Source organism: Pseudomonas frederiksbergensis (assembly GCF_001952935.1).
In the GTDB taxonomy this organism is placed as follows: Bacteria; Pseudomonadota; Gammaproteobacteria; order Pseudomonadales; family Pseudomonadaceae; genus Aquipseudomonas; species Aquipseudomonas frederiksbergensis.
On the sequence record NZ_CP018319.1, the window covers coordinates 3,939,741 to 3,963,126 of the forward strand.

General features: G+C 60.0%; 22 protein-coding genes, 1 tRNA gene and 1 riboswitch. Of the genes, 5 read left to right on the top strand and 18 right to left on the bottom strand.

Going from position 1 to position 23,386, the window contains the following annotated elements; translation table 11 throughout:
* Positions 1-5: 5 nt before the first annotated feature.
* Together PFAS1_RS18355 and PFAS1_RS18360 are read left to right on the top strand one after the other, a co-directional pair.
* Positions 6-719, top strand: a complete 714-nt coding sequence (locus PFAS1_RS18355) for a heme-copper oxidase subunit III family protein (protein WP_076030043.1) — start codon at positions 6-8, stop codon at positions 717-719.
* 13 nt (positions 720-732) lie between these two features.
* Positions 733-1,050 (top strand): cytochrome C oxidase subunit IV family protein, encoded by a 318-nt coding sequence (locus PFAS1_RS18360; RefSeq protein ID WP_076030044.1) that lies wholly within the window; start codon positions 733-735, stop codon positions 1,048-1,050.
* Positions 1,051-1,082: 32 nt separating this feature from the next.
* Here PFAS1_RS18360 and PFAS1_RS18365 read toward each other — a convergent pair whose 3' ends face one another.
* From PFAS1_RS18365 to PFAS1_RS18420, 12 genes are all read right to left on the bottom strand, one after another.
* Positions 1,083-1,643, bottom strand: a complete 561-nt coding sequence (locus PFAS1_RS18365) for an NAD/FAD-utilizing enzyme apparently involved in cell division (protein ID WP_076030045.1) — start codon at positions 1,641-1,643, stop codon at positions 1,083-1,085.
* A 290-nt stretch (positions 1,644-1,933) separates the two neighbouring features.
* Positions 1,934-2,007, bottom strand: a tRNA-Gly gene (locus PFAS1_RS18370).
* A gap of 179 nt (positions 2,008-2,186) precedes the next feature.
* Complete coding sequence (locus PFAS1_RS18375) at positions 2,187-3,071, bottom strand: alpha/beta fold hydrolase (protein WP_076030046.1); 885 nt, start codon at positions 3,069-3,071, stop codon at positions 2,187-2,189.
* A gap of 313 nt (positions 3,072-3,384) precedes the next feature.
* On the bottom strand, positions 3,385-4,077 hold the full coding sequence (locus PFAS1_RS18380) for a pseudouridine synthase (RefSeq protein WP_076030047.1): 693 nt from the start codon (positions 4,075-4,077) through the stop codon (positions 3,385-3,387).
* Between the two features lie 56 nt (positions 4,078-4,133).
* Complete coding sequence (locus tag PFAS1_RS18385; protein WP_008153014.1) at positions 4,134-4,328, bottom strand: cysteine-rich CWC family protein; 195 nt, start codon at positions 4,326-4,328, stop codon at positions 4,134-4,136.
* A 254-nt stretch (positions 4,329-4,582) separates the two neighbouring features.
* Positions 4,583-6,355 (bottom strand): allophanate hydrolase, encoded by a 1,773-nt coding sequence (gene atzF, locus PFAS1_RS18390; RefSeq protein WP_076030048.1) that lies wholly within the window; start codon positions 6,353-6,355, stop codon positions 4,583-4,585.
* 25 nt (positions 6,356-6,380) lie between these two features.
* Positions 6,381-10,028, bottom strand: a complete 3,648-nt coding sequence (uca, locus tag PFAS1_RS18395) for an urea carboxylase (protein ID WP_076030049.1) — start codon at positions 10,026-10,028, stop codon at positions 6,381-6,383.
* Between the two features lie 308 nt (positions 10,029-10,336).
* A complete protein-coding gene (locus PFAS1_RS18400) occupies positions 10,337-10,978 on the bottom strand; it encodes an urea amidolyase associated protein UAAP2 (RefSeq protein WP_076030050.1) in 642 nt (213 codons plus the stop codon).
* Positions 10,979-10,989: 11 nt separating this feature from the next.
* Positions 10,990-11,715, bottom strand: a complete 726-nt coding sequence (locus PFAS1_RS18405) for an urea amidolyase associated protein UAAP1 (protein WP_076030051.1) — start codon at positions 11,713-11,715, stop codon at positions 10,990-10,992.
* Between the two features lie 13 nt (positions 11,716-11,728).
* Positions 11,729-12,517 carry an ABC transporter ATP-binding protein gene (locus tag PFAS1_RS18410; RefSeq protein ID WP_076030052.1) on the bottom strand — a complete coding sequence of 263 codons (789 nt, stop codon included), beginning with the start codon at positions 12,515-12,517 and terminating at the stop codon, positions 11,729-11,731.
* Positions 12,514-13,329, bottom strand: a complete 816-nt coding sequence (locus tag PFAS1_RS18415) for an ABC transporter permease (RefSeq protein WP_074874262.1) — start codon at positions 13,327-13,329, stop codon at positions 12,514-12,516. The genes PFAS1_RS18410 and PFAS1_RS18415 overlap by 4 nt, the downstream gene beginning before the upstream one ends.
* 16 nt (positions 13,330-13,345) lie before the next feature.
* Positions 13,346-14,413 carry a putative urea ABC transporter substrate-binding protein gene (locus PFAS1_RS18420; protein ID WP_076030053.1) on the bottom strand — a complete coding sequence of 356 codons (1,068 nt, stop codon included), beginning with the start codon at positions 14,411-14,413 and terminating at the stop codon, positions 13,346-13,348.
* Between the two features lie 62 nt (positions 14,414-14,475).
* A riboswitch (guanidine-I (ykkC/yxkD leader) is annotated at positions 14,476-14,576 on the bottom strand.
* A gap of 276 nt (positions 14,577-14,852) precedes the next feature.
* On the opposite strand from PFAS1_RS18420, the gene PFAS1_RS18425 reads away from it, so the two are divergent.
* Positions 14,853-15,095 carry a hypothetical protein gene (locus PFAS1_RS18425; RefSeq protein ID WP_074874264.1) on the top strand — a complete coding sequence of 81 codons (243 nt, stop codon included), beginning with the start codon at positions 14,853-14,855 and terminating at the stop codon, positions 15,093-15,095.
* Between the two features lie 167 nt (positions 15,096-15,262).
* Positions 15,263-15,721, top strand: coding sequence for a hypothetical protein (locus tag PFAS1_RS18430; protein WP_074874265.1), 459 nt, complete (start codon positions 15,263-15,265; stop codon positions 15,719-15,721).
* Between the two features lie 59 nt (positions 15,722-15,780).
* Here the strand turns inward: PFAS1_RS18430 and PFAS1_RS18435 are convergent, their stop codons facing one another.
* Positions 15,781-16,884, bottom strand: a complete 1,104-nt coding sequence (locus tag PFAS1_RS18435; RefSeq protein ID WP_076030054.1) for an enoyl-CoA hydratase/isomerase family protein — start codon at positions 16,882-16,884, stop codon at positions 15,781-15,783.
* A 132-nt stretch (positions 16,885-17,016) separates the two neighbouring features.
* Between PFAS1_RS18435 and ung the strand changes: the two genes are divergently transcribed.
* Entirely contained in the window at positions 17,017-17,712 is a 696-nt protein-coding gene (gene ung / locus PFAS1_RS18440) for a uracil-DNA glycosylase (RefSeq protein WP_074874267.1), read from the top strand.
* Positions 17,713-17,827: 115 nt separating this feature from the next.
* Here the strand turns inward: ung and PFAS1_RS18445 are convergent, their stop codons facing one another.
* From PFAS1_RS18445 to PFAS1_RS18465, 5 genes are read right to left on the bottom strand one after another with little or no spacing between them, the layout of a single operon-like run.
* Positions 17,828-18,868 carry an AbrB family transcriptional regulator gene (locus tag PFAS1_RS18445; RefSeq protein WP_076030055.1) on the bottom strand — a complete coding sequence of 347 codons (1,041 nt, stop codon included), beginning with the start codon at positions 18,866-18,868 and terminating at the stop codon, positions 17,828-17,830.
* Positions 18,861-20,375, bottom strand: a complete 1,515-nt coding sequence (locus PFAS1_RS18450) for a tripartite tricarboxylate transporter permease (protein WP_074874269.1) — start codon at positions 20,373-20,375, stop codon at positions 18,861-18,863. Before PFAS1_RS18450 ends, PFAS1_RS18445 begins: the two co-directional genes overlap by 8 nt.
* Before the next feature lies 1 nt (position 20,376).
* On the bottom strand, positions 20,377-20,835 hold the full coding sequence (locus tag PFAS1_RS18455; RefSeq protein WP_076030056.1) for a tripartite tricarboxylate transporter TctB family protein: 459 nt from the start codon (positions 20,833-20,835) through the stop codon (positions 20,377-20,379).
* 59 nt (positions 20,836-20,894) lie between these two features.
* Positions 20,895-21,872 carry a Bug family tripartite tricarboxylate transporter substrate binding protein gene (locus PFAS1_RS18460; RefSeq protein WP_076030057.1) on the bottom strand — a complete coding sequence of 326 codons (978 nt, stop codon included), beginning with the start codon at positions 21,870-21,872 and terminating at the stop codon, positions 20,895-20,897.
* A gap of 38 nt (positions 21,873-21,910) precedes the next feature.
* Positions 21,911-23,203 (bottom strand): OprD family porin, encoded by a 1,293-nt coding sequence (locus PFAS1_RS18465; protein WP_076030058.1) that lies wholly within the window; start codon positions 23,201-23,203, stop codon positions 21,911-21,913.
* Between the last annotated feature and the right edge of the window lie 183 nt (positions 23,204-23,386).

Consider the following 23,386-nt stretch of genomic DNA (forward strand, 5'->3'; position numbering starts at 1 on the left):
CAGCCATGGCATCGCATCCACTTGCCCCAGGCGAGTCCAGTTCATCCAATCCATCCGGCTTGTCGCCTGTAGCCGGGTGGCAGGGCATCGCCAACGACTGGTCCTCGGATAAGGAGGCTTTCAAGCAGGTGCCTTGGGGCAAGGCGATGATGTGGATATTCCTGCTCAGCGATACTTTTATATTCACCTGTTTTTTAACCGGCTACATGTCGGTACGCATGACCATCACCACCGCCTGGCCGAACCCCAGCGAAGTGTTCGCATTGACGATCGGCGGTCAGTCGATCCCACTTATTCTGATCGCCATCATGACTTTTGTGCTGATCAGTAGCAGCGGCACCATGGCCATGGCCGTCAATTTCGCCTACCGCCGTGATCGCGCGAAAACCGCTGCCCTGATGCTGGCGACCGCTGCCTTGGGTGTGACCTTCGTCGGCATGCAGGCATTCGAATGGACCAAGCTCATCGCAGAAGGCGTGCGTCCCTGGGGGAACCCCATGGGGGCGGCGCAGTTTGGCGCCAGCTTTTTCATGATTACCGGTTTTCACGGACTGCACGTGTCAATCGGTGCCCTCTATCTCGGCATTGTGGCGCTGAAAGTATGGCGGGGAGATTATGAGCGCTCCGGAAACTATCAGAACGTCGAGATAGCCGGGCTTTACTGGCACTTCGTGGATTTGGTATGGGTGTTTATTTTTGCTTTCTTCTATTTATGGTAGAGGAGCACGGGTGATGGCACACGCTCAAGGTCAGCAACATCCAATCAGCTTGTACCTTAAAATCTGGGGGCTGTTATTCGTCCTCAGCACGCTGTCGTACCTTGTCGACTATTTCCAGTTCCATGGTTACCTTCGGTGGTCCCTGATTATCACTTTCATGTTGTTGAAGGCAGGTTTAATTGTCTCCATCTTCATGCATATGGCCTGGGAACGGTTGGCGATGGTCTACTCCATATTGGTGCCACCTTTGTGTTTGCTGGTACTCGTCGGACTGATGGCCACCGAAGCGGATTATGTTTTCCTCAGTCGGGTCATTTCCTTCGGCCAATAAGCAGCTTCCGGGTGGCCATCAGTCTCCAGGAGCTAACCCGATATCACTCGCTTGAACTGATGCCATTTGTGCTGCCAGGCGACTGTCCAGTGGGGGGCAGCCGTTCCTGTGCCAGCAATCTCCAGCGCGGGGTGATGTTCGATAACCCCGTCCAATACCGACTCCTGAGCCGGCTCGACATCTACGAAGAAAATATGTTTCCCCTCTTCTACCACCTGTTTAAAACTGCGGAAGTGAGTGTTTGGCACCTGAATACCAAAAAAACCGCCTTCCCAGATGCAGAAGCCGCATACAACAACGGCAAGAAAGACAAAAGGCGTCCAGCCGGCGGCGGATTCGGTCCAGCCCTGCCAATAGGCGACGCCAAGAACCAGCGCCGCGAGGGGCACACCGATCACTGCACCAATTTCGCCAGAGTGGACAACATCCTGTTCCATTAACGAGTTGATTTCGTGAAGGTGATGTTGTTCAACTTCGGCAACGTGTTGACTGAGCACATGAATTTGCTCGGAATTGATGCCGCTGGCTTCCAGCTCATTTTCAACGGCTTCAAGATCGTCGAGATTGTTGCTGATGTAATAGTGTCGATTCATGCCACACCTCCCATCTCGTGCTTGCCGTAGACCTCCTTAGTCTTGCAGCGCCAATCGAGATTTGCAGTCGGTATCAACCCCCGTGGGCAACGCTGTACGCTTCATTCAAAACCATAAAAAGTATAGCACTGCATATCATTGGGGCATGGGGACGGGAAGCATGCGTTCTGCGCTCCTGGCATTTCCCCGGCAACCCAAATCCAGGGCACAAAAAAACCGGTCACAACGGACCGGTTTTTGTGTTCTTGCGTCTCCCGTCAAAAACATCCTGACGTGAGACAAAATTCGGTTGGAGCGGGTGAAGGGAATCGAACCCTCGTTATCAGCTTGGGAAGCTGGAGTAATGCCATTATACGACACCCGCTGAGCGGCTGACTTTGTACCAGATGTGGCCGTGGAAATGAAGTTTTTCTTTGCGTGGGACGGCTTTAGCGCAAAAGAAACAAAAGCAGAGACCGCATGACGGTCTATCGCGGGCAAGCCTCGCTGCTACAGGAATGCATTCAACACCGTAGGGCGAAGCTTGCTCGCGATGACACTGTTTCAGATGGCCAATGCATGTTGGTCCTGGACGTAGTGATAACGCGGTCGACTTTCGTGTTGTGAAGGTTTCAGGAAGCCCAGCAATGCGTTGCGGCTATCTCGGCAAGCTGCTTTGTGTTCCATGTCGAGAAAGTGGCCGGTGGCCTGCAGGGTGGTGAAAGTCGCGTGTTGCACATGATTGGCGAACAGTTGGGCACCGTCGGCAGCGGTGTACTCGTCCCATTCGCCGTTCATGAACAGCACTGGCACGTTGACTTTCTCCGCGGCCTTGAGGAAGCACTGGCGATCACTGTGCAGCAGATCGCTGATGTGGAAGTGCATCTGCCCGTATTCATGCTCGGCCAGGGAACTGACGTGCCGATAATTGAAGCGCTTGAACAGGGTCGGCAGGTGTTTGCCGATGGTGCTGTTCACCAGGTTGCCCACCCGGTCACCGTCCCGGCTGCCGAGGTAATCGATGCCGCGCTCGAGGTAGTCGAGCATGTGCGCGTTGATCTCCGGAGAGAACGAGCTGATCACGGCTTTTTCGATGCGCCGTGGCTGGTGGGCCAGGGCGACCAGGGTCGCGGCGCCACCCCAGGAAAACGACAGCACGTGTTCGGCGGCGAAGTGGTCGATCAGCTCCAGGAGGATCTGCCCTTCGATTTCCTTGGTCAGCAATTTCTCGTGCAGGTTGTGGGCTTTCGACTTGCCCGCGTAGGGCTGGTCGTAGCAGACCACATTGAATTGCGGGTGAAGGTTTTTCACGGTCTGTGCAAACGACGCAGTCGTGGCCATCGAGCCGTTGACCAGAATAATGGTCTTCTCTGCGGCGTCTGCGCGATAGAACTCCGTGTAAACCCGATACTGACCCTGTATATCCAGCACAGCGATTTCTGGCCTCATGTCATAAGACTCCAAGCAAGCGGGTATGCGCGCAAATGAGATTGCACGAGTTTTGTGACAGGTAGGCATACGCCTGGAATTTGAGAGGCCCATGTCGATCCAATGCAGTCCGGTCGACGGGTATTGTTATTGGCGGGCAGTCTGCCGGGGGAAAGCGGAACCTGAGGGTTCTCTACCGGCAAAAAGTTTCTTAGAAGTATGTTGTGACTCGTCGGTCACATTTCGGCCGACGTCCTGATTCAAGCAGGGGTCACGTCATCGCGCAAGTATCTTTGGAAAATTGTTCGACAACTTCTGCTGAGCGGTCGTCTGCTTAGATCAATTGAATCTCTTCGGTGCGTAATGCGCGGTACTCGCCCGGTTTCAGGGCACTGTCGAGCACCAGCGGGCCCATGCTTTCGCGGTGCAGGCGCAGCACCTTGTTGTCGAAATGGCCGAACATCCGCTTCACCTGATGATAACGACCCTCGACGATGCTCAGTCGTGCGCAGGTTGGACCGAGTACGGCCAGCTCGGCGGGCTGAGTGGTGAGGTCTTCGAAGGCGAAGTACAGGCCTTCGGTGAATTTCAATGCGTATTGCGGGCCAATCTCTTGCTCGGTCTCGACGTAGTAGACCTTGGGCAGTTTGGTTTGCGGCTGGGTCAGGCGTCGCGACCAACTGCCGTCGTTGGTGATCAGCATCAGGCCGGTGGTGTTGAAGTCCAGGCGCCCGGCGATGTGCAGGTCTTCCTTGTCCGGCTCATGGATCAGGTCGAGCACGGTCGGGTGTTGCGGATCGCGGGTGGCACTGACGCAGCCAGTCGGTTTGTGCAGCATGAAGTAGCGTGCAGGCTTGCCGACTTGCAGCAGCTCATCGTCGAGTTCCACGCGGCTGAATTCCAGTACGTCGGCGTGAGGGTCGCTGACGACTTTTCCGTCGATCCTGACACGCTTTTCCACCAGCAACAGACGTACCTGCTTACGGTTGAAGCGCGGCAGGTTGCTGAGGAAGCGGTCGATGCGCATGGCGAGGGATCGGCTGGAAAGGAGGGCGTATCTTACGTGATCGGTTGTGCGGTTGCTTACAGCTGCGCCTCGACTTGCGCGCAGCGTGGGCACAAGCAGGATTTGTCGCGCAGTTCGGGCGGCAGTGCTTCGAGCACCGCCGGGTCGATGCTGACGCCGTAGCACCAGCAGGCCCGATCGGCGGTTCGCGGGTCGGCCAGGGTACAGTCGTTGGAGGCGCCGCAGGCCGGGCAGAAATCTGGCTTATTCATGTAGGGTTATTCATAACTGGAGTGAGGCATTTCCACGCAGGTGCGGTTACGGCCGGCTTGCTTGGCCCGGTACATCGCATGATCCGTTCTCGACAGCAGCGTGTGCAAGGTGTCATCGGTCAGCAGGCAGGCATTCTAAAGGCACTGCCGGGAAATAACTGCTCGATGTGCTGGGCGAATGATCGTTCACACGTCCCTGAGTCGATCGTTCCCACGCTCTGCGTGGGAATGCCGCCCGGGACGCTCCGCGTCCCTTATTGAGCGAGGTAACGCCGCCATCCGCCTAAATGGCTGATATTGGCTGCTCCCTCCAACCCATACGCCTCACAAATAAACCCGCTTTCCCAACGCCCATCCGCCAATTGCACCTTGCCCAATCCCAACGGCGCCGGAATTCCGGTCAGAAAAGAACCCAACTCACTGCTTGGCAACTCCCACACTTCCACCGCAATCGCCACACCCCCGTCCTTCACGCGAACCATTCCGGGACGAAACGGCGGGCCGCCGGCCAAGGCATACAGTTGATAGTCCGGCGAGCTGAACGTCGTCTCCACCAGTCGAGCTCCGCGCTGCTTCAATTGCCAATTCAGCGCCAGCCCATCCAGATGCGCACCACACACCACCAATCGCGCCCGGTCATTACGTGCGACAGCCGACGGAACCGGTGTCGCCAAACCTTGCTGGCGCTGCAACGCATCCGCCACACCCAACAAATACTGATCAGTAAACGCCCGCCCGAACAACGTCACACCCCACGGCAAACCATTGCCCATGAAACCGCTGGGCACGGCGACGGCGGCGTAATCGAGCAGGTTCATGAAGTTGGTGTAGTAGCCCAGTTCCGAATTGCGCAGCACCGGCTCGGCGTCCAGTTCCGCCAGTGTGACGGGGCGGCCAATGGTGGGGGTGAGCACGCAGTCGAGGCCGTCCAGCGCCTGGTCGCACAGGGCTTTCAGCGCTTGCAGGCGGTACTGGGCGCGGAAGGTTTGCACGCCGTTCACCGCTGGCGCCTTGGCCAGCACCGCGCGAATCACCGGCAGTACGGCTTCAGGGTTTTGCTCCATCAATTCGCCGGCGACGCTGTAGCGCTCAGCCACCCAGGGGCCTTCATAGAGCAAGCGTGCCGCTTCGAGAAACGGCGACAAATCCAGTTCCACGGCATCACCGCCCAAGGCTTTGAGCTGATCGATGGCGTCGCCGAACAACAACGGGCCTTCAGGGCAACCGAAGAACGCCAGATCCTGAGCACGGGGCACGCCGAAGCGGAAGGGGCGAGGTGCACCAAACGCCGAGCCGTCATTCCACAACGGATTACTGCGGCTGTATTCATCGCGCGGATCAAGGTGCGCAGTGAGCGCGAGCAACTGACTGGCTTCCCGAGCCGTCGCGGTGAACGTGGTCACGCAATCGAGGGTGCGGCAGGCCGGCACGACACCGGCCGTGGAGATCAACCCTTTGCTGGCTTTCAACCCCACCAGATTGTTCAGCGCCGCCGGCACACGGCCGGAGCCCGCCGTGTCCGTGCCCAAGGAAAAACTCGCCACGCCGAGCGCCACCGCCAGCGACGACCCGGCGCTGGAGCCGCCCGACGGATACTCCGGCAACACGCTGTTTGGGCACGCACCATACGGTGAGCGACTGCCGTTAAGGCCGGTGGCGAATTGATCAAGATTGGTCTTGCCCAACGGTATCGCCCCCAGCGCCAGCAACTGCTCGACGATGGTCGCCGAACGCTCCGGCACGTAGGCAAATGCCGGGCACGCCGAGGTCGTCGGAATGCCCGCCAGATCAATGTTGTCCTTGATCGCGAATGGCACGCCGAACAGCGGCAAGCTGTCGAGGTCGCGACCGTCGAGTGCGGCGAGGTACGGTTCCAGTTCTTCAACACTGAGCAAGTGGATGAACAGGTGATAGTCCGGGTTCAATGCCGCGGCTTTATCGCGCAGGCTCAGCAGCAGTTCACGGGGCGTGATGTTGCCGAGGCGATAAGCGCCGCGCAGGGCGTCGAGTTGCAGGTTGATGTTCATCGCGTTAGTCCTTTTCAAAATGGGTTCACTCAAGTTCCAGCACCACGACGCGCTGTCCGGCGCGCACGGCCGAACCCGGCTGCACGCGAATCTCGCGTACCACTCCGGCCACGGGCGCGAGCAATGGGATTTCCATCTTCATCGACTCCAGAATCACCAGCACATCACCCGCGGCAACCCGGCTACCGGTTTCAACCTGAACCTGCCAAAGGTTGCCGGCGATGTGGCTGTCGACGCTCTGTTGACCGCTGGCCAGCGGCGCGTCGTCGGTGATTTCCGGTACCAGTTCTTCACTGTCGAAATGCGCCTGACCGCTGGCGATCCAGCGCTCGCGCTCGGCGTTGAACGCACCTTTTTGCTGGTCGCGAAACGCGGCAATGCTCTTGGCTTCCTTCGTCAGGAAGGATTGGTAATCCGCCAGATTCAGCTGACTGTGCTCGATGTTCAGATCGAAGCGCCCGAGGGGGAAATCCCGTCGAATGCGCAGCAGTTCATCGGCACTGACCGGGTAGAAACGGATCTGATCAAAGAAGCGCAGCAGCCACGGTTTGCCATCGAATGCGGCGACCTCGCGATAACGATTCCACATCTGCAACGTGCGGCCGACGAACTGATATCCGCCAGGGCCTTCCATGCCGTACACGCACATGTAAGCGCCACCAATGCCCACCGAGTTTTCTGCGGTCCAGGTACGGGCCGGGTTGTATTTGGTGGTCACCAAGCGATGCCGCGGATCGAGCGGCGTGGCCACCGGCGCACCGAGGTAGACGTCGCCCAGGCCCATCACCAGGTAGCTGGCGTCGAACACCGTGCGCTGCACTTCGTCGAGGTTCGGCAGGTCGTTGATGCGGCGGATGAACTCCAGATTGCTCGGGCACCACGGGGCGTCCTTGCGCACGGTGGTTATGTATTTTTCGATCGCCAACTGGCAGGCCGGGTCGTCCCAGGACAACGGCAGATGGACGATGCGCGAGGGCACTTGCAGGTCCTTGGCAGCGCACACGGCGTCCCACTCGCCAGCGACGATGCCGAGCAGATCGGCCAGCGGCAGTTGTTCGGGCTGGTAGTGCACTTGCAGCGAGCGGATGCCGGGGGTGAGGTCGATGACGCCGTGCAGGTTTTGGCTTTCCAGGGCTTGCATCAGTGCGTGGGCGCGGAAGCGCAGGACCAGGTCCAACTCAGGTGCGCCGATTTCCAAAAGCAAATGTGTGTCGCCGGACAGTCTCGCCACCAGTCGAGTACTTCCCTGACCCAAATCCAACACCACCGGCGACACAATCCCTTGTGGGAGCAGGCTTGCTCGCGAAGAGGGTGTGTCAGTCGACATTGATGTATCTGACATACCGCTTTCGCGAGCAAGCCCGCTCCCACAGGGGGTATTCCATTTCAGGGCGAGGGTGCGGGCGGTCTTGAGATCGACGGGGAGGAACTGAACCTTGTCCCCAGCCTTGAGTTGCCCAAGCTGCCAAAGATCCGCCTCGATCACCGTCACCGGGCAGACAAACCCGCCGAGGCTAGGGCCGTCGGGACCGAGGATGACCGGCATGTCCCCGGTGAAATCCACCGCACCAATGGCATACGGATTGTCATGGATATTCGACGGATGCAGACCCGCCTCGCCACCATCGGCGCGCACCCATTCAGGCTTCGGCCCGATCAACCGCACGCCGGTTCGGCTGGAGTTGAAATGCACTTCCCACTGGGTGGCGAAGAAGGTGCCCATGTAGTTTTCGGTGAAATATTCCGGCGCACCATGAGGGCCGTAGATCACCCGGATTTGCCGCACGATGGGCAGCTCGCTGACGTGTTCTTCAGGCAGTTGAAGACCGCTGCTGCGATCGCTCAAAGCAAGGGCGTGCAACACGTCCCCGGCTCGCAACGCGCGCCCGCCATGCCCACCAAATTGACCGAGGGTGAAGGTGCTTTTGCTGCCCAGATAATCTGGTACTTGCACGCCGCCGCGCAGGCACAGATAGCTGCGGGCGCCTGCACCGGCAATCGTGCCAAGGCTCAACGTAGCACCCGCCGGTACCAGCAAAGACGTGTTCATCGGCACCACATCACCATTAAGGCTGAGTGGAATCACGGCCCCGGTCACCGCCACCACCGCGTCACAATTGAAGCGCAGCAGCGGCCCGCTCATGGTGATTTCCAGCGCAGCGGCGCCTTCGTCGTTGCCTAGCAAAAGGTTGCCCAAACGCAACGCACGACTGTCCATCGGCCCCGACGGTGGCACGCCCACGGCCCAGTAACCGAGACGGCCGGGATAGTCCTGAACGCTGGTTTGAGTGCCGGCGCTGAGTACCTCAAACGTGTTGGCCTGATAGACCAAACCTTCCAGGCAACGGGTCCACGGCTGGCCGCTGGCGAAGGGCACATCGAGCAGAATCTGCCGCAAGTAATCGCGGTTGGTTTCTACCCCGTAGAGGAGGCTGTCGCCCAGCGCTTGATGCAGATCGGCAGCGGCTTCTTCGCGGGTCGGCGCCCAACTGATGACCTTGGCGATCATCGGATCGAAGTACGGCGGGATCTCGCAACCGGCCTCGACCCAGGTGTCGATACGCAGGTGTTTGCCATCGGCGGCAGGGAAGTTCACGGCGGTCAGCAAGCCTGGGCTTGGCTGAAAATCCCGGCCCGGATCTTCCGCGTAAAGCCGTGCCTGAATCGCATGGCCGCAGGCTTTCAAACCTTGGCTCAACGTGCTCAACGGTGGCAAATCACCCGCCGCCAGTTCGACCATCCAGCGCACCAGGTCCACGCCCCAGACTTGCTCGGTGACGCCGTGCTCCACCTGCAAACGGGTGTTCACTTCGAGAAAGTAGAAACGCTGAGCCTCGCTGTCGAAGACGAATTCGACGGTGCCGGCGCTGCGGTAATTCACCGCTTTCGCCAGTTTGATCGCCGCCGCGCAGAGCTCTTCGGCCATGCCCTCGGGGAGGTTCGGTGCCGGGGTTTCTTCTAGGACTTTCTGGTTGCGCCGCTGCACCGAGCAGTCGCGCACGCCGAGGGCAATCACTTCGCCCAGGCCGTCGCCGAACACCTGGACTTCCAGATGGCGGGCGCGCTGGATGTACTTTTCGATGAACACCCCGGCGTCGCTGAAGTTGTTCTGGCCGAGGCGTTTGACGGCTTCAAAGGACTCGCTCAACTCGGCCGCACTGCGACACACGCGCATGCCGATGCCGCCACCGCCGGCGGTGCTTTTGAGCATCACCGGGTAGCCGACCTGTTCGCCAGCCATCAGCGCCGCGTCGAGGCTGTCGAGCAACTCGGTGCCTTCGAGCATCGGCACGCCGTGTTGCTTGGCCAAGGCACGGGCGGTGTGCTTGAGGCCGAACACCCGCAGCTGCTCTGGTGTCGGGCCGATGAAGGCGATGTTGGCGGCTTCGCACGCTTCGGCGAACGCGGCGTTTTCCGAGAGAAAACCGTAGCCGGGATGGATCGCCGTGGTGCCGGTGGATTTGGCGATATTGAGGATTTTTTCGACAGCCAGATAGGTACCGGCGGCTGCGCCTTCACCGAGGCTGTGGGCTTCATCGGCCTGCAAGATATGCAAACTGGCGGCATCGGCTTCGGAGTAAACGGCAACGCCCCGGACCTGCAACTCACGCAGGGTGCGCAGGATGCGGCAGGCAATGGCGCCACGGTTGGCAATCAGGACTTTTTCGAACATGGCATAACCCCTGGAGGCGATAGCGCATCAGCCTCGACCTGGGATGCGGGCCGTCCCGCAGTTTTTCGATAAGCGCCGAGGTCGTCCCCGACGGCAGAATCAATTCACTCAAAAACACCACCGTCCCCCCTGTGGGAGCGGGCTTGCTCGCGAAGGGGCCAGCACATTCAACATTGATGTCGACTGACACTCCGCCTTCGCGAGCAAGCCCGCTCCCACAGTTGATTAATGGTGTTTGGGCTGTTTGAGGCACTGGCCTGAACGGGCCTGACAAAGGGCAAACAACCATCGACGCAACCGCGCGAATTTCAGTTCCATACCAGCAGCTCCGCAGGGGTCGGGTTGTAGGCGTTGCACGGGTTGTTCAGTTGCGGGCAATTGGAGATCAGCACGATCACGTCCATCTCGGCCCGCAGGTCGACGTATTTGCCCGGCGCCGAAATCCCGTCCTCAAACGTCAGCCCGCCATCCGCCGTGACCGGCACGTTCATGAAGAAGTTGATGTTCGGTCCGATGTCGCCCTTGCCCAATCGCCCGTCGTGGACGCAGGCTCGCAGGTAGTTGTCGCGGCAGCTGTGCATGTAGCGTTTCTCCAACGCATAACGCACGGTGTTGCTCTCTTGCGCGCAAGCGCCGCCGAGGGTGTCGTGACGGCCGCAGGTGTCGGCAACGATGGTCAGCATCGGCTTGCCGAGGTTGGAATAGAGCACGCTGCCGGTGCTCAGGTAGACGCTGTTCTGTCGGCGCAAGGTGCGTTGCACGTCGTAGCGCTCCTTTGGGTTGGCGACGCTGTAGAACAAGGTGTCGACCGCCTGGTTGCCTTCCAGGTCGAGGATGCGCAAGGTCTGGCCGGCCTTGACCTCCATCAGCCATGGTTCCCCGGCGGGGATGGTGGCGCGGTAGATCGCGGTTTCGGGCAGCTGTTGAGCGGTAGCGATTGCGAGTGACATGGCAGCGATCCTCAGGCGAACAGACGGTCGGTGTTGATGAAGCCGCGCTCGTTTTCCGGGCGCGAGGTGCGGCAGTGTTCGGCGACGCTGGCGTCAGCGTTCATCCAGCTGAGTTTCAGCGGTTTCGGCGCGTATTCAGGCGAAGGGTCCATCGGATGTTGCAGCGCGGTGAGCACCACCAGCGTGTCCATCGGCGCATACAACTCGATGTAGTCGCCGGCCTTGGAATTGCCTTCGACGAAGTGGAAATGTCCGGCTTCATCGACATTCACGCGACTGAACAGGTTGAGGGTCATCAGCAAATCGGACAGGCCCAGCCCCCACTTGCCCAATTCCACCAACAGGTTGTCGGTGCCGTTGCGGAAGAAGCCGTTGCGCAGTTCCTGATAGCGCCCCGCGCCGTATTTTTCCGCGACCTCTTCAGCGCAGAGCACACCGCCGAGGCTGTCGCTCCAGCCGCAGGTGTCAGCGGTAATGGCGGCCAGCACGCGGCCCATGTCCGAATACAGGCAATGGCCGGTGGTGAGCTTGGCGGTGTGTTGGCATTTGAGGCTGTCGGGCAGGTTCAGGCGTTCGGTTTTTTCGTTGGCGTTGAGCAGCGTCAGGCTGACGTTGGCACCGCCACGCAGGTCGGTCAGGCGCAGCAGTTGACCGCGTTTCAGGACGAAGGAACGATGGCCGCCGCCGGGGAGCATTTCTTCGGCGAAGGGCGGGAACAGTTGAGTCGAATCAGTCATATGAAAAGTCCTCTTAAGCGGTACGAAGCGTACCTGCCAGGTCAGCCGGCAAGGCGTCGACGGCGGCGCGATGGGCGCGGCGGTCGCTGTTCAAAGGGATGTCGTAAGTGATGCGCGCGCCATAGGCGCCGGGGGCGTGCGGGTCGAGACGGACCTTGTCGAACACCAGCAGGCGAGTGCCGAGGCTGAAGCCTTCGGACAGGTCATGGGTGACCATGAACACCGTCAGTTGCGTCTCGCGCCACAGCTCCAGCAGCAAAGCGTGCATGTCCTTGCGGATGCCCGGATCGAGGGCGCCGAACGGTTCGTCGAGCAGCAACACCCGAGGTTTCATGATCAGTGCCTGGGCAATCGCCAGTCGTTGTTGCATGCCACCGGAGAGCTGCGCCGGGTACTTGTCCAGCGAGTGGCCGAGGCCGACTTTGTGCAGCAGCACTGAGGCTTGTTCGCGTGCATCTTTTTTAGCGCTGCCGAACAACCGCCCGAGCAGCGGCGAGCGCGGCAGTTCGAGGCCCAGGGCGACGTTGTCCAGCACCGTTAAATGCGGGAACACCGAGTAGCGCTGGAACACCACGCCACGACTGGCATCTGGCTCGCCGGCCAAGGCCTGGCCATCCAACAAAATCTCGCCGCGACTGGCGCGTTCCTGGCCCAGCAATAGCCGCAGGAAGGTCGACTTGCCGCAACCCGACGCACCGACCAAGGTGCAGAATTCACCTTCGTTGACGTTCAGGTTCAGCCCTTCGAGCACCACCTGATCGGCGTATTGCTGCCAGACATTTTTCACTGTGATGAAGCTCATGCGCGGGCCCCCTCATACCAAGGGAACGCCCGTTGGGTCAGGCGTTTCAGGCCCCAATCCATCAGCCAGGCGAGCAGGGTGATCCACACCACGTAGGGCAGAATCACGTCCATCGCCAGGTAGCGGCGCACCAGGAAAATCCGGTAACCGAGGCCGTCGGTGGAGGCGATGGCTTCGGCGGCGATCAGGAACAACCACGCCGAGCCAAGCATCAGTCGCAGCGAGATCAACAAGCGTGGCAACAGTTGCGGCAGCACCACGCGCAGCATCAGCGTCCAGGTCGAAGCGCCGAGGGTCTGGGCCTTGATCAGCAGCTCGACGGGAATTTCCCGGGCGCGTTGCTCCAGATCACGGGCCAGGCACGGGGTGATGCCGATCACGATCAGCATCACTTTCGACAATTCCCCCAAGCCGAACACGATGAACAGAATCGGCAGGATCGCCAGCGGCGGCACCATCGACAGCACTGTCAGTAACGGCGACAACGGCGCGCCAAACAGTGGCAGCGTACCGGCGGCGATGCCCAGGCACAGCCCGGCCAGCGCGCTGATGCCAAGGCCGATGGCCAGGCGCCGCAGGCTGGAGGCGGTGTCTTGCCAAAGTAAATAGTCGCCAGTGCGGGAGTCGGCGGTGAACGCCAGGCGTTTCACCGCGTCGGTCATCTGCACGGCGCTCGGCAGCAGCTTGTCATTGGGGTTGTCCGTCAGCCGCTCAGCCGAGCCCATGAAGTAGGCGAACAGCACCAGGGCGAACGGCAGGATCACCAACAGCAGGCGACTCGGGCGATCCGGGTGGCGATTGATCAGGCGCATGGCCAGGTCCTCCTGATTACAGCTTCGCGTCGGCGGCCATCTGCACGTAGGTCGGGTCGAAGCGCAGCTTGAGGTTGGTCTTGTCGCCGCTGGTCACGCCGTTGGCGAAGGCCATGCCGACTGCGCTGGTGTCCTTGGCGCCTTCACCGAGCAAGCCGTGCTGGAACGAAAACTCGGCGACTTTGCGCATGGTTTCCGGCAATTGCTTGCTGGTGGTGAACGCCAGGGCTTCTTTGGGGGTGGCGAACAGTTTGGTGGTGTCCAGTTGCGACTGGAAGCCGGCCAGATCGGTGCCCGAGGCTTTGGCCATGTGTTCGAGGGCGGCTTTGCTGGCGGCGTTTTTCGCGTTCATCAACTCGACCACTTCGAACCAGGCGCCGGTCAGGGCTTTGCCCAGGGCCGGGTTGTCTTTGAGGGTGGCGCTGTTGACCACCATCATGTCCATGATTTCGCCGGGGATCTGACTGGAGTTGAACACTTCGGTCACCGCAGGCTTGGCCTTGATGTCCGAAAGCATCGGGTTCCAGGTGGTGACGGCGTTGACCTGATCGGTGTTGAAGGCCGCCGAGATGTCGGCGTCGGAGGTGTTGACCACTTTCAGGTCTTTCTCGGTGAGATCAACCGAATCCAGCGCCCGGGCCAGCAGGTAGTGGGAAACCGAGAGTTCCACCAGATTGACGTCCATACCTTTGAGGTCGGTGACTTTCTTGCCGTCACCCTTGAGCACAATGCCGTCGTTGCCGTTGGAGAAGTCGCTGACGATCAGCGCGGTGCTGTCGACGCCACCGGCCGCCGGAATGGTCAGCGCATCCATGTTGGTCATGGTGCAGCCATCGAACTGGCCGGCGGTGTATTGGTTGATGGATTCGACGTAGTCATTGAGCTGCACCACATCAATCTTGATGCCGTACTTCTTCGCCCATTTATCGACGATGCCTTGGCTGCCGGCGTATTCCCAGGGCATCCAACCGGCGTAGATGGTCCAGCAGACGCTGAAGTGGTCTTTCTGTGCGGCCTGGGACGAGACGCTCACGAAGGCTGCGAAAGCAGCGGCGAGCAGGGCGGGTAAACGAAGCTTGAGCATGGGTGGTTCTCCAGTTGATCAAGGGCGGGCAGGAGTCAACGCGGCACCGTGAACGGTGGCTTGTCTCCCGGGCTTTTATCCCGCCGTGTAACCTCAACTGGAGGTCGCCAACTCTCGGACCAGCCACTCGCCTTAGCGAGCCGGAACCCTAGTCAGCCATTGCAAATTGTGGTGCTGCGAACCTGTGATGACTCCTGCACGTCTTTGTTAAAGCGAGAGCCGTGCCAACTCCGCTCGAGCGCTCTAGCGTGGGCGTTTACGCAATTGGCGCGCTCGCAAGAGGTGGCGGCGTTGCCTTGTGATGGTGCATGGGTGCACCGCAATGGATCGGGCCGGCCGCTGATCTGAAGGTCCAGGCGGTTCGGTACTCGGCGCAGCGTTGCCAGTCAAAACAGGTGTCAGCCGGCGTGTTCCGGCTGTGGTCTTTCAGGAGGCCGCCATGTTTCGTCGACTGTTGTTCGGTGTTGTACTCGGTCTGGGATTGTCCGGCTGCTACTACTACTCCGGGGGCTACGATGTGTATTCCGCGCCTTATTACTATCCCGGCTATTCGCCCTATCCCTACTATTACGGCCCGCGCCACTACCACGGCCCGCGCTTTTATGGTGGCTATCGTTACTACTATTGGGGTGGGCATTCGCCACGTCATTACCGAGGTGGATATCGTGGTGGCCACCATTAATCAGCGGATGAATGGATGAAAAACCTTTCATCGGTGACTTGTTTCAATCTGTTTCGCGAACGCACCAGATTTGGAAAACGATGTCTGATCTTTCGACAGTCACCGAATAATTGACTGTCGCCTGCCAGCGTCGCTGGTGTGGCTCACTCGCGGTCCAGGAGGCCGCCATGTATCTGCGAATTCTTCTGATTGCTGTATTGGGATTGTCTCTTGGTGCATGCGTGCCCTATTCCGATGGAGGAGCCAGCTATTACCGTTCCGAGGTCTATACCTCGCCAGCCTATTATTCCGGTGGCGGGCCTTACTACTCAGGTGGCGGCGGTTACTACACGCAACCTCGCCGGTACTACGCACCGCCAGCGCGGTATTACCAGCCAACGCCGCGGTATTACCATCAGCCGCGGGTTTATCAACCGGCACCACGCTATTACCAGTCGTCGCCACGAGCCGATTACCGGGCTCATCAGAATCGCGGCTGGGATGGCCATAACCGTGGCGGTTGGGATGGCCGCAACCGCGGTGGACGGAGCAACGACTATCGCGGACATGGCGGACGCGACAACCGTGGTGGACGAGGCGACCACAACAGTCGCGGCGAGCACAATGGACGAGGCGGCCACCGTTAAACACTCATAAAAAAGCGGCGCACGAAGCGCCGCTTTTTTATGCCCAGATTTCAGTATTCCTACAGATCGGCCAGAGGATGCCGGCCTTCCCAGGCCTTGTGGAAATGCGCTTCTACCACTGCATCCGGCAGGGTATTGATGTCTGGCCAGTGCCAATGGGGTTTTTGATCCTTGTCGATCAACCGTGCGCGCACCCCTTCGCTGAACTCAGGATGACGGCAGCAGTTGAGGCTCATGGTGTATTCCATCTGAAAGACCTGCGCCAGCGACATGTGCCGGGCGCGGGCGATCTGCTCCCACACCAGATGCGCGGTCAGGGGTGAGCCTTCGCTCATGGTTTTCGCGGCACGGCTGAGCAGCAGATCGGTGCAGTCACGCAACTGGCTGATGGCCTTCCAGGCGCAGCGCACGTCACTGACATCCAGCAGCTCATCGATCTGTTGGCGACGTGGCAGCCACTGGGCTTCGGGCATTTGCGCGATGGCTTCCTGCTGCAAGGCCTTGAGCAGGCTGTTCAGCTGCATTGGCGTCTGTTCCTGCCAATTCAACTGCAGCAGGCCTTCCATCAGATCTTCCTGTTGTTCATCGAGCAGAAAACGGTCGGCCAGGTCGAGATCGATCGCATCGCGACCGTTCATATGGGCGCCGGTCAGGCCGAGAAACAATCCGAGCTTGCCAGGCAGCCGCGACAGGAACCAGCTGGCCCCGACATCCGGGTACAAACCGATACTGATCTCCGGCATCGCCATGCGGGTGCTCGGCGTGACAATCCGGATGCCCGCCCCTTGCAACAGCCCCATGCCGCCGCCGAGCACATAGCCATGCCCCCAGCAGATCAGCGGTTTAGGATAGGTGTGCAGATTGAAGTCCAGGCGATATTCCGCCGCAAAGAAAAGCGCGGCCAGCGGCTGCACCTCGCCGGGATGGGCACGACAGGCTTCCACCAGGCTGCGGACTTCGCCGCCGGCGCAAAAGGCTTTGGTACCTTTGCCGCGCAGTACGACGCAGACGATTTGTGGCTCTTTGGCCCAGACGTCCAGTTGATCGCGCAAGGCGTTGATCATCGGCAAGGACAGGGCATTCAGGGACTTTTCGGCATCCAGGCTGGCGACTCCGATGCGTGCGCCGTCGGTGCCAGTGAGTTCTTCGAAGTGCAGATTCATCGTGACCTCGATCGGGAATTTGAGCGTTCAGTATGATCGTTATGTAGGAAAGTGCCGGATCTGCGTCAGATCAATTGACAAGCGTGATGGGCTTTCCTAGGGTTCGCCCCATTGTTTTTGCCGGATGTAACCATGACTGCAGACGACCGTATCAAACTCGAACCGAGCTGGAAGGAGGCACTGCGTGCCGAATTCGACCAGCCCTACATGGCAGAGTTGCGCAATTTCCTGCAAGAGGAGCGCGCGGCAGGCAAGGAAATCTACCCGCCAGGACCGATGATTTTCAACGCGCTCAATTCGACGCCGCTGGATAAAGTCAAAGTCGTCATCCTTGGCCAGGACCCGTACCACGGTCCGGGGCAGGCCCACGGCTTGTGCTTTTCGGTGCAACCAGGCGTACCGGCGCCGCCGTCGCTGGTGAACATCTATAAAGAGTTGAAACGCGATCTGAACATCGACATCCCGACCCACGGTTGCCTGCAAAGCTGGGCTGACCAGGGCGTGCTGATGATCAATACCACCATGACCGTGGAGCGCGCCAACGCCAATGCGCACAAGGACAAGGGCTGGCAGTTTTTCACCGATCGGATCATCGAAGTGGTCAGTGAACATCAGCCGCATCTGGTGTTTATGCTGTGGGGCGCCCATGCCCAGAGCAAGCAGAAACTGATCGATGCCACCAAACACCTGGTGCTGACGTCGGTGCATCCATCACCGCTGTCCGCCTATCGCGGCTTCCTTGGGTGCGGGCACTTCAGTCGAACCAATAAATATCTTGAGCAGAATGGCGAGACGCCGATCGAATGGCGGTTACCACCGGTCGCGTAATGATCGTTCCCACGCTCTGCGTGGGAATGCAGCCCGGGACGCTCTGCGTCCCATCCAAAGCCGAACGCGGAGCGTCCGTTGAGGCATTCCCACGCGGAGCGTGGGAACGATCAGGTTAGGGGGAGTCGGGCACCCGATTCCAATACTTGAACAACGGCTCCGCCAGAAACAACACAAACAACAGCCGCATCACCTGCATCGCCGTCACCAGTGGCACCGACAACTGCAATGTCTCTGCCGTCAGGCTCATCTCCGCAATCCCGCCGGGCATCATGCCTAACGTCAGCGAACGCAAATCCAGATGCGTCAGCGCACTCAACCCCAATGCTGCCAGCGTGGCGATCAACATGCTCAGCACCGTGCCGATCAAGGTCCGCCCCATAAAAGAAGGCGCCCGCCGGAAGAACTGCCGATTGAAATGACACCCCAACCCGCTGCCAATCAGCCATTGGCCGATCTGGCTGCCGCCATTGGGCAAACTGATGTGCAGATCCCAGCCAATACTCACCGCCGCACTCACCAGCAACGGCCCGAACAGCCACGGATTGGGTTGACGCAGACGCTCCCAGAGCCAGGCGGCGAGGGCGCCCGCCGGGAATAGAAGTGCCAGCCAGCGCCAGTCAACGGAAGTGGCATGGGACAGCGGTGCACCGTCACCCAGCCAATACTTGAACGCCGCCGGCACACACAGCACTACCACCAACACCCGCAGACTTTGCCCCGCCGCCACACGACTGAGCACTGCGCCGTTACGCGCGCCGAGGTTGACCATCTCCCCGGAGCCGCCGGGCATGCTGGAAAAGAACGCGGTGGCGCGATCTTCACCGGTACGCCGCATCAACCAGACCCCGACCACCGCCGAGAGGCTGGTGACCAAAGCACCGAAGAAGATCAGGCCGAAGTGGCTCAGGACCTGCTCCATCACCACCGGGGTGAAGTGCAGGCCGATGCCGATGCCGACAATCCACTGGCCGCACTTGCGGCCGCCAGGGATTTCCGCCAATTGCCAAGGTGTCAGGCAACGCACCAGGATGATCGCCAGCAACGAGCCGACCATCCACGGCAGTGGCCAGCCGATCTGGCTGGCCAGGTAACCGCCCAGCAGACCGACCAGCGGGGTTCCCCACCAGGCTTTGAAGGGTGTTCGATCAGACATCGGCGATAACGCGCCGGGCGACCGAACGTTTGCGCCAGATTCGCAGGATCGGCATGAACAGCATGATTGCGGTCAGTACCCAGACACCGAAGGTGATCGGGCTCGACCAGAGGATTTCCAATGCGCCATTGGAGATCGACAGGGCGCGACGCAGGTTCTGCTCCATCAGGCCGCCAAGGATGAAGCCCAACAGAACCGGCGACAACGGGAAGTCCAGCTTGCGCAGGATGTAACCGAAGATGCCGATGCCGATCATCAGGAACAGGTCGAAGGTAGTGGCATGCACCGCGTAGACGCCGATCCCGGTGATGATCGCAATCACGGGCACCAGCGCCCAGTTCGGCACGGCCAGGATGCGCGTGAAGATGCGAATCATCGGGATGTTGAGGATCACCAACATGATGTTGGCGACGAACAACGAAGCGATCAGGCCCCAGACAATGTCCGGTTGCTGTTGGAACAACAGCGGGCCCGGGGTGATGTTGTACAGCGACAGCGCGCCGATCATCACCGCCGTGGTACCGGAACCCGGAACGCCGAGCGTCAGCATCGGCACCAGGGCACCGCAGGCTGCGCCGCCGATGGCGGTTTCCGGCGCCGCGAGGCCACGCATGTCGCCTTGGCCGAAGGTGCCATTGGCGCCGGCGATACGTTTTTCGGTCATGTAGGCCACAGCGCTGGCCAACGTGGCGCCGGCACCCGGCAACACGCCCATGATGAAACCGAGCAGACCGCAACGGATGTTCACCAAAAAGACAGCCGAGGCTTCCTTGAAGTTGAACATCATCCGGCCGGTCGCTTTCACCGCTTCCTGGCCGCGATGGGTTTTTTCCAGCAGCAGAAGGATTTCACTGATGGAGAACAAGCCGAGAACCAGCACAACGAACTGAATGCCGTCGGTCAAGTGGATGTTGTCCCCGGTGAAACGGTACACGCCGCTGTTGGCATCGATCCCGACAGTCGACAAAAACAAACCGATCAGCGCGGCGATAAAAGTCTTCAGTGGTCGATCGCCGGCCATGCCACCAAGACAGACAATCGCGAACACCATCAGCACGAAATACTCTGCCGGTCCAAAGGCAATCGCCCATTTCGCCAGCAGCGGGGCGAACAGCACCATGCCGCAAGTGGCGATGAACGCGCCGATGAACGAACTCCACGCCGACAGCGACAACGCTACACCGGCCAGACCCTTGCGGGCCATCGGGTAACCGTCGAGGGTGGTCATGACGGTGGACGCTTCGCCTGGAATGTTCAGCAGGATCGAACTGATCCGGCCGCCGTATTCGCAACCCAGGTACACCGCCGCCAGCAGGATCAGCGCCGATTCCGGCGGCAGACCGAGGGCGAACGCAATCGGAATCAGCAACGCCACGCCGTTGATCGGGCCCAGGCCTGGCAACAGCCCGACGACGGTGCCGATCAGGGTGCCGCACAGCGCGGTCACCAGGTTGTACGGGCTCAGCGCGACGCCGAAACCCTGACCCAAATAGCCAAGAGTATCCATATCAGTTCTCCAGAACGTCGAGCACGCCCAGTGGCAGTGGCACGTCCATCACCTTGTCGAACAGCAGATAAAGACCGATAGCCATCAGGCTGATGATCACCGTGCTGGGTAGCCAGCGGCCGCCATACAGGCGTGCCATGGGGATTCCAATCAGAATGCTGGCGACGATGAAACCAAGGGGTTCGAAGGCCCCGGCGAACACCAGCAACAGCAGTACGCAGATGCCGATCTTGATCAGGGTTTCACGGTCCAGTTTCGGGTCATCGTCACTGTGCACAATCGGTGTCGGACGAAACGCCATGTACAGCAAACCAAGGCCCATCAGGCCGAGCATCAATAGCGGGAAGGCTCGCGGCCCCACCGGTTCGTAGGAAAAAGACGCTTGATACGGCCACGCCATCAGCGCCAGGCCAACACAGACCAGCAACAGCGCTGAAGCAAAAATGCGTTGTAAGAGCATAGGAAACTCCTGTGCTGCGGCCCCGCAGAACGGGGACCGTAGCCGCTAGACAGAGGCGATCACTGAATCAGGCCGAACTCTTTGGCCAGCACTTTGTAGTCCGTGACCTGCTTCTTCACGTAGGTGTCCAGCTCCGGGCCGGTCATGGCGAACGGGAACAGTTCACGCTGATCGCGCAACGTGGCGAACTCCTCGGAAGCCAGCAGCTTGTCGAACGCGTCTTTCCACCAGGCGTAGTCTTCGTCGCTGACCTTTGGCCCGAGGTAGAAGCCGCGAACCACTGGCCAGACGATGTCGTAGCCTTGCTCTTTGGCGGTCGGAATATCTTTCATTTCCGGCTCGTCCAGACGCTTCTCGGAGAACACGGCCAGCAGGCGCATGTCGCCGCTCTGGATGTGCGGCATGGAGTCGGAGATGTCGGTGCTGCCGACCTGGATGTGGCCGCCGAGTAGCGCAGTGGCGATTTCACCGCCGCCTTCGAGGGCGACGTAACGCAGGTCGCGCGGGTTGATCCCGGCTGCCTTGGCGATCAGGGCGGTTTGCATCCAGTCCTGGCTGCCGACGGTGCCGCCGGAGCCGATCACCACTTTGCTCGGATCTTTCTTCAATGCCTGAACCAGATCGTCCAGGGTCTTGTAAGGCGAATCGCTTTTTACCGCGATGGCGCCATAGCTTGTGCCGACGGCGGCAAGCCAGCGGACGTTGGTTTCATCGAAACGGCCGAATTTGCCTTGGGCCAGGTTCAGCAGCGAACCGCTGGACCACGCCACCAGCGTGCCGGCATCGGCCGGACGCTGGGCGACCACCGCGTTGTACGCGACCGCGCCGACACCGCCGGGCATGTAGGTCACGCGCATCGGCTTGGTCAGCAATTTCTGATTCACCAGCGCGCTTTGCGCCAGTTTGCAGGTCAGGTCGAAACCGCCGCCTGGCGAGGCCGGGGCGATGCATTCCGGGCGTTTGGGTTCGGCGAGCAATTGGCCGGCGAAAAGCAGGGCGCTGGCGGTGAGAGCAACTTTACGCAGTGACAGGTTCATTCAAGTCTCCTTGGAGTTTTTGTTATGGACGTACTGAATTACCAAAGGGCAACGCTATAGCTCACCAGCAGACGCACTTCATCGGCATCGCGAGCGGAATAGTTGGAACGGTAAGTGGCATTGCGCAGGCGCACAGCGACATCCTTGAGCGCGCCGCTTTGTACGACGTATTTGATTTCGGTGTTGCGTTCCCACTCTTTGCCTTCGTCGCCGTTCTTGAGCTTGATGTTGTCACCGCTCAGGTAACGACTCATGAAACTCAGGCCGGGAATGCCGAGTTTGGCAAAGTCATAGTCGTAGCGAGCCTGCCAGGAACGTTCTTCGGCGCCGGCAAAGTCGTTGATCTGCACGAAGTTGACGAGGTACGGGTCACTGCCATCGACATAAGGGAAGGCACTGTCGCCGGACATGTGCTGATAGCCAGCGCTGAATTTATGTCCGCTCAAGGCGTAGCTCACCAGGCCGTTGAGGGATTTGTTGTCGATCTTGCCGCCACGGGCTGCGCCTTCGTCGTCACTGATAGCCAGGCGCAGATCGGTGCCGAACGTGCCGGGGCCGAACGGTTGCGAGGCGACCACGCCAAGGAAATGCTGGTTATAGACTTCATCGAGTTGGGCGAAGTGGTAGCTGCCGATGATTTTGTCGGTGAACTTGTAATCCACGCCGCCAAAATCAAAGTGCTTGCCGGCCACGGTGCCGGCGAAACGGCTGTTCTTGTTGTTGAGGGCGATGTCCTCGAAGTCGGTGCTGTCGCGGTCCTTGGCTTTCTCCAGGCGCCCGCCGGTGAAGGTCAGGTTCTTGATCTCTTTGGAGGTCAGCAGGCCGCCTTCAAAGGTCTGCGGCAGAATGCGCCCGTCGTTGGCTTTGAGAATCGGCAATTCCGGAATCAGGCTGCCGATTTTCAGTTCCGTGGCGGAGATTTTCATTTTGCCGGTCAGGCCGAGCTTGGAATATTCATCCGCCGCGCGCCCGTCGTCATGGGTCGGCAACAGACCGGTGCCTGTGCGATCCGGACTCGAATCGAGTTTCACCCCCAGCATGCCCAGCGCATCGACACCGAACCCCACGGTGCCGTCGGTGTAACCCGATTGCAGGTTGAGCATGAACCCCTGGGCCCATTCGTCCCGCTTGGATTGCTGGGCGCTGGTACCGTCGCGAAAGTCGCGGTTGAAATACATGTTGCGGGTTTCGAAGGTTGCCGTACTGTCTTCGAAGAAGGCAGCCTGGCTCAACGGCGAAAAGCCGGCGAGGGCGGCGGCGCTGGCAAGGGCGGTATGGCTGAGACGGGAAAAGCGAGCAGGCGGGCAAGCCTGGAGCTGCATGGACAGCATCTTGAAGTACTCCGTTTTATTGTTCTTATTGGCGAAAACGCTTCGAGGCGTTTTTCGTAGCGCTATTGCGGTAGCGCACGGCAGTCGAAACTGTCCGTGGCTGGACTCTAACCGGCCAACCTTTCGCTAACCTTTCAGAAGACTTTCACGGTTTTCGGGCTTCACAGCGGCGGTTGCGGCTGT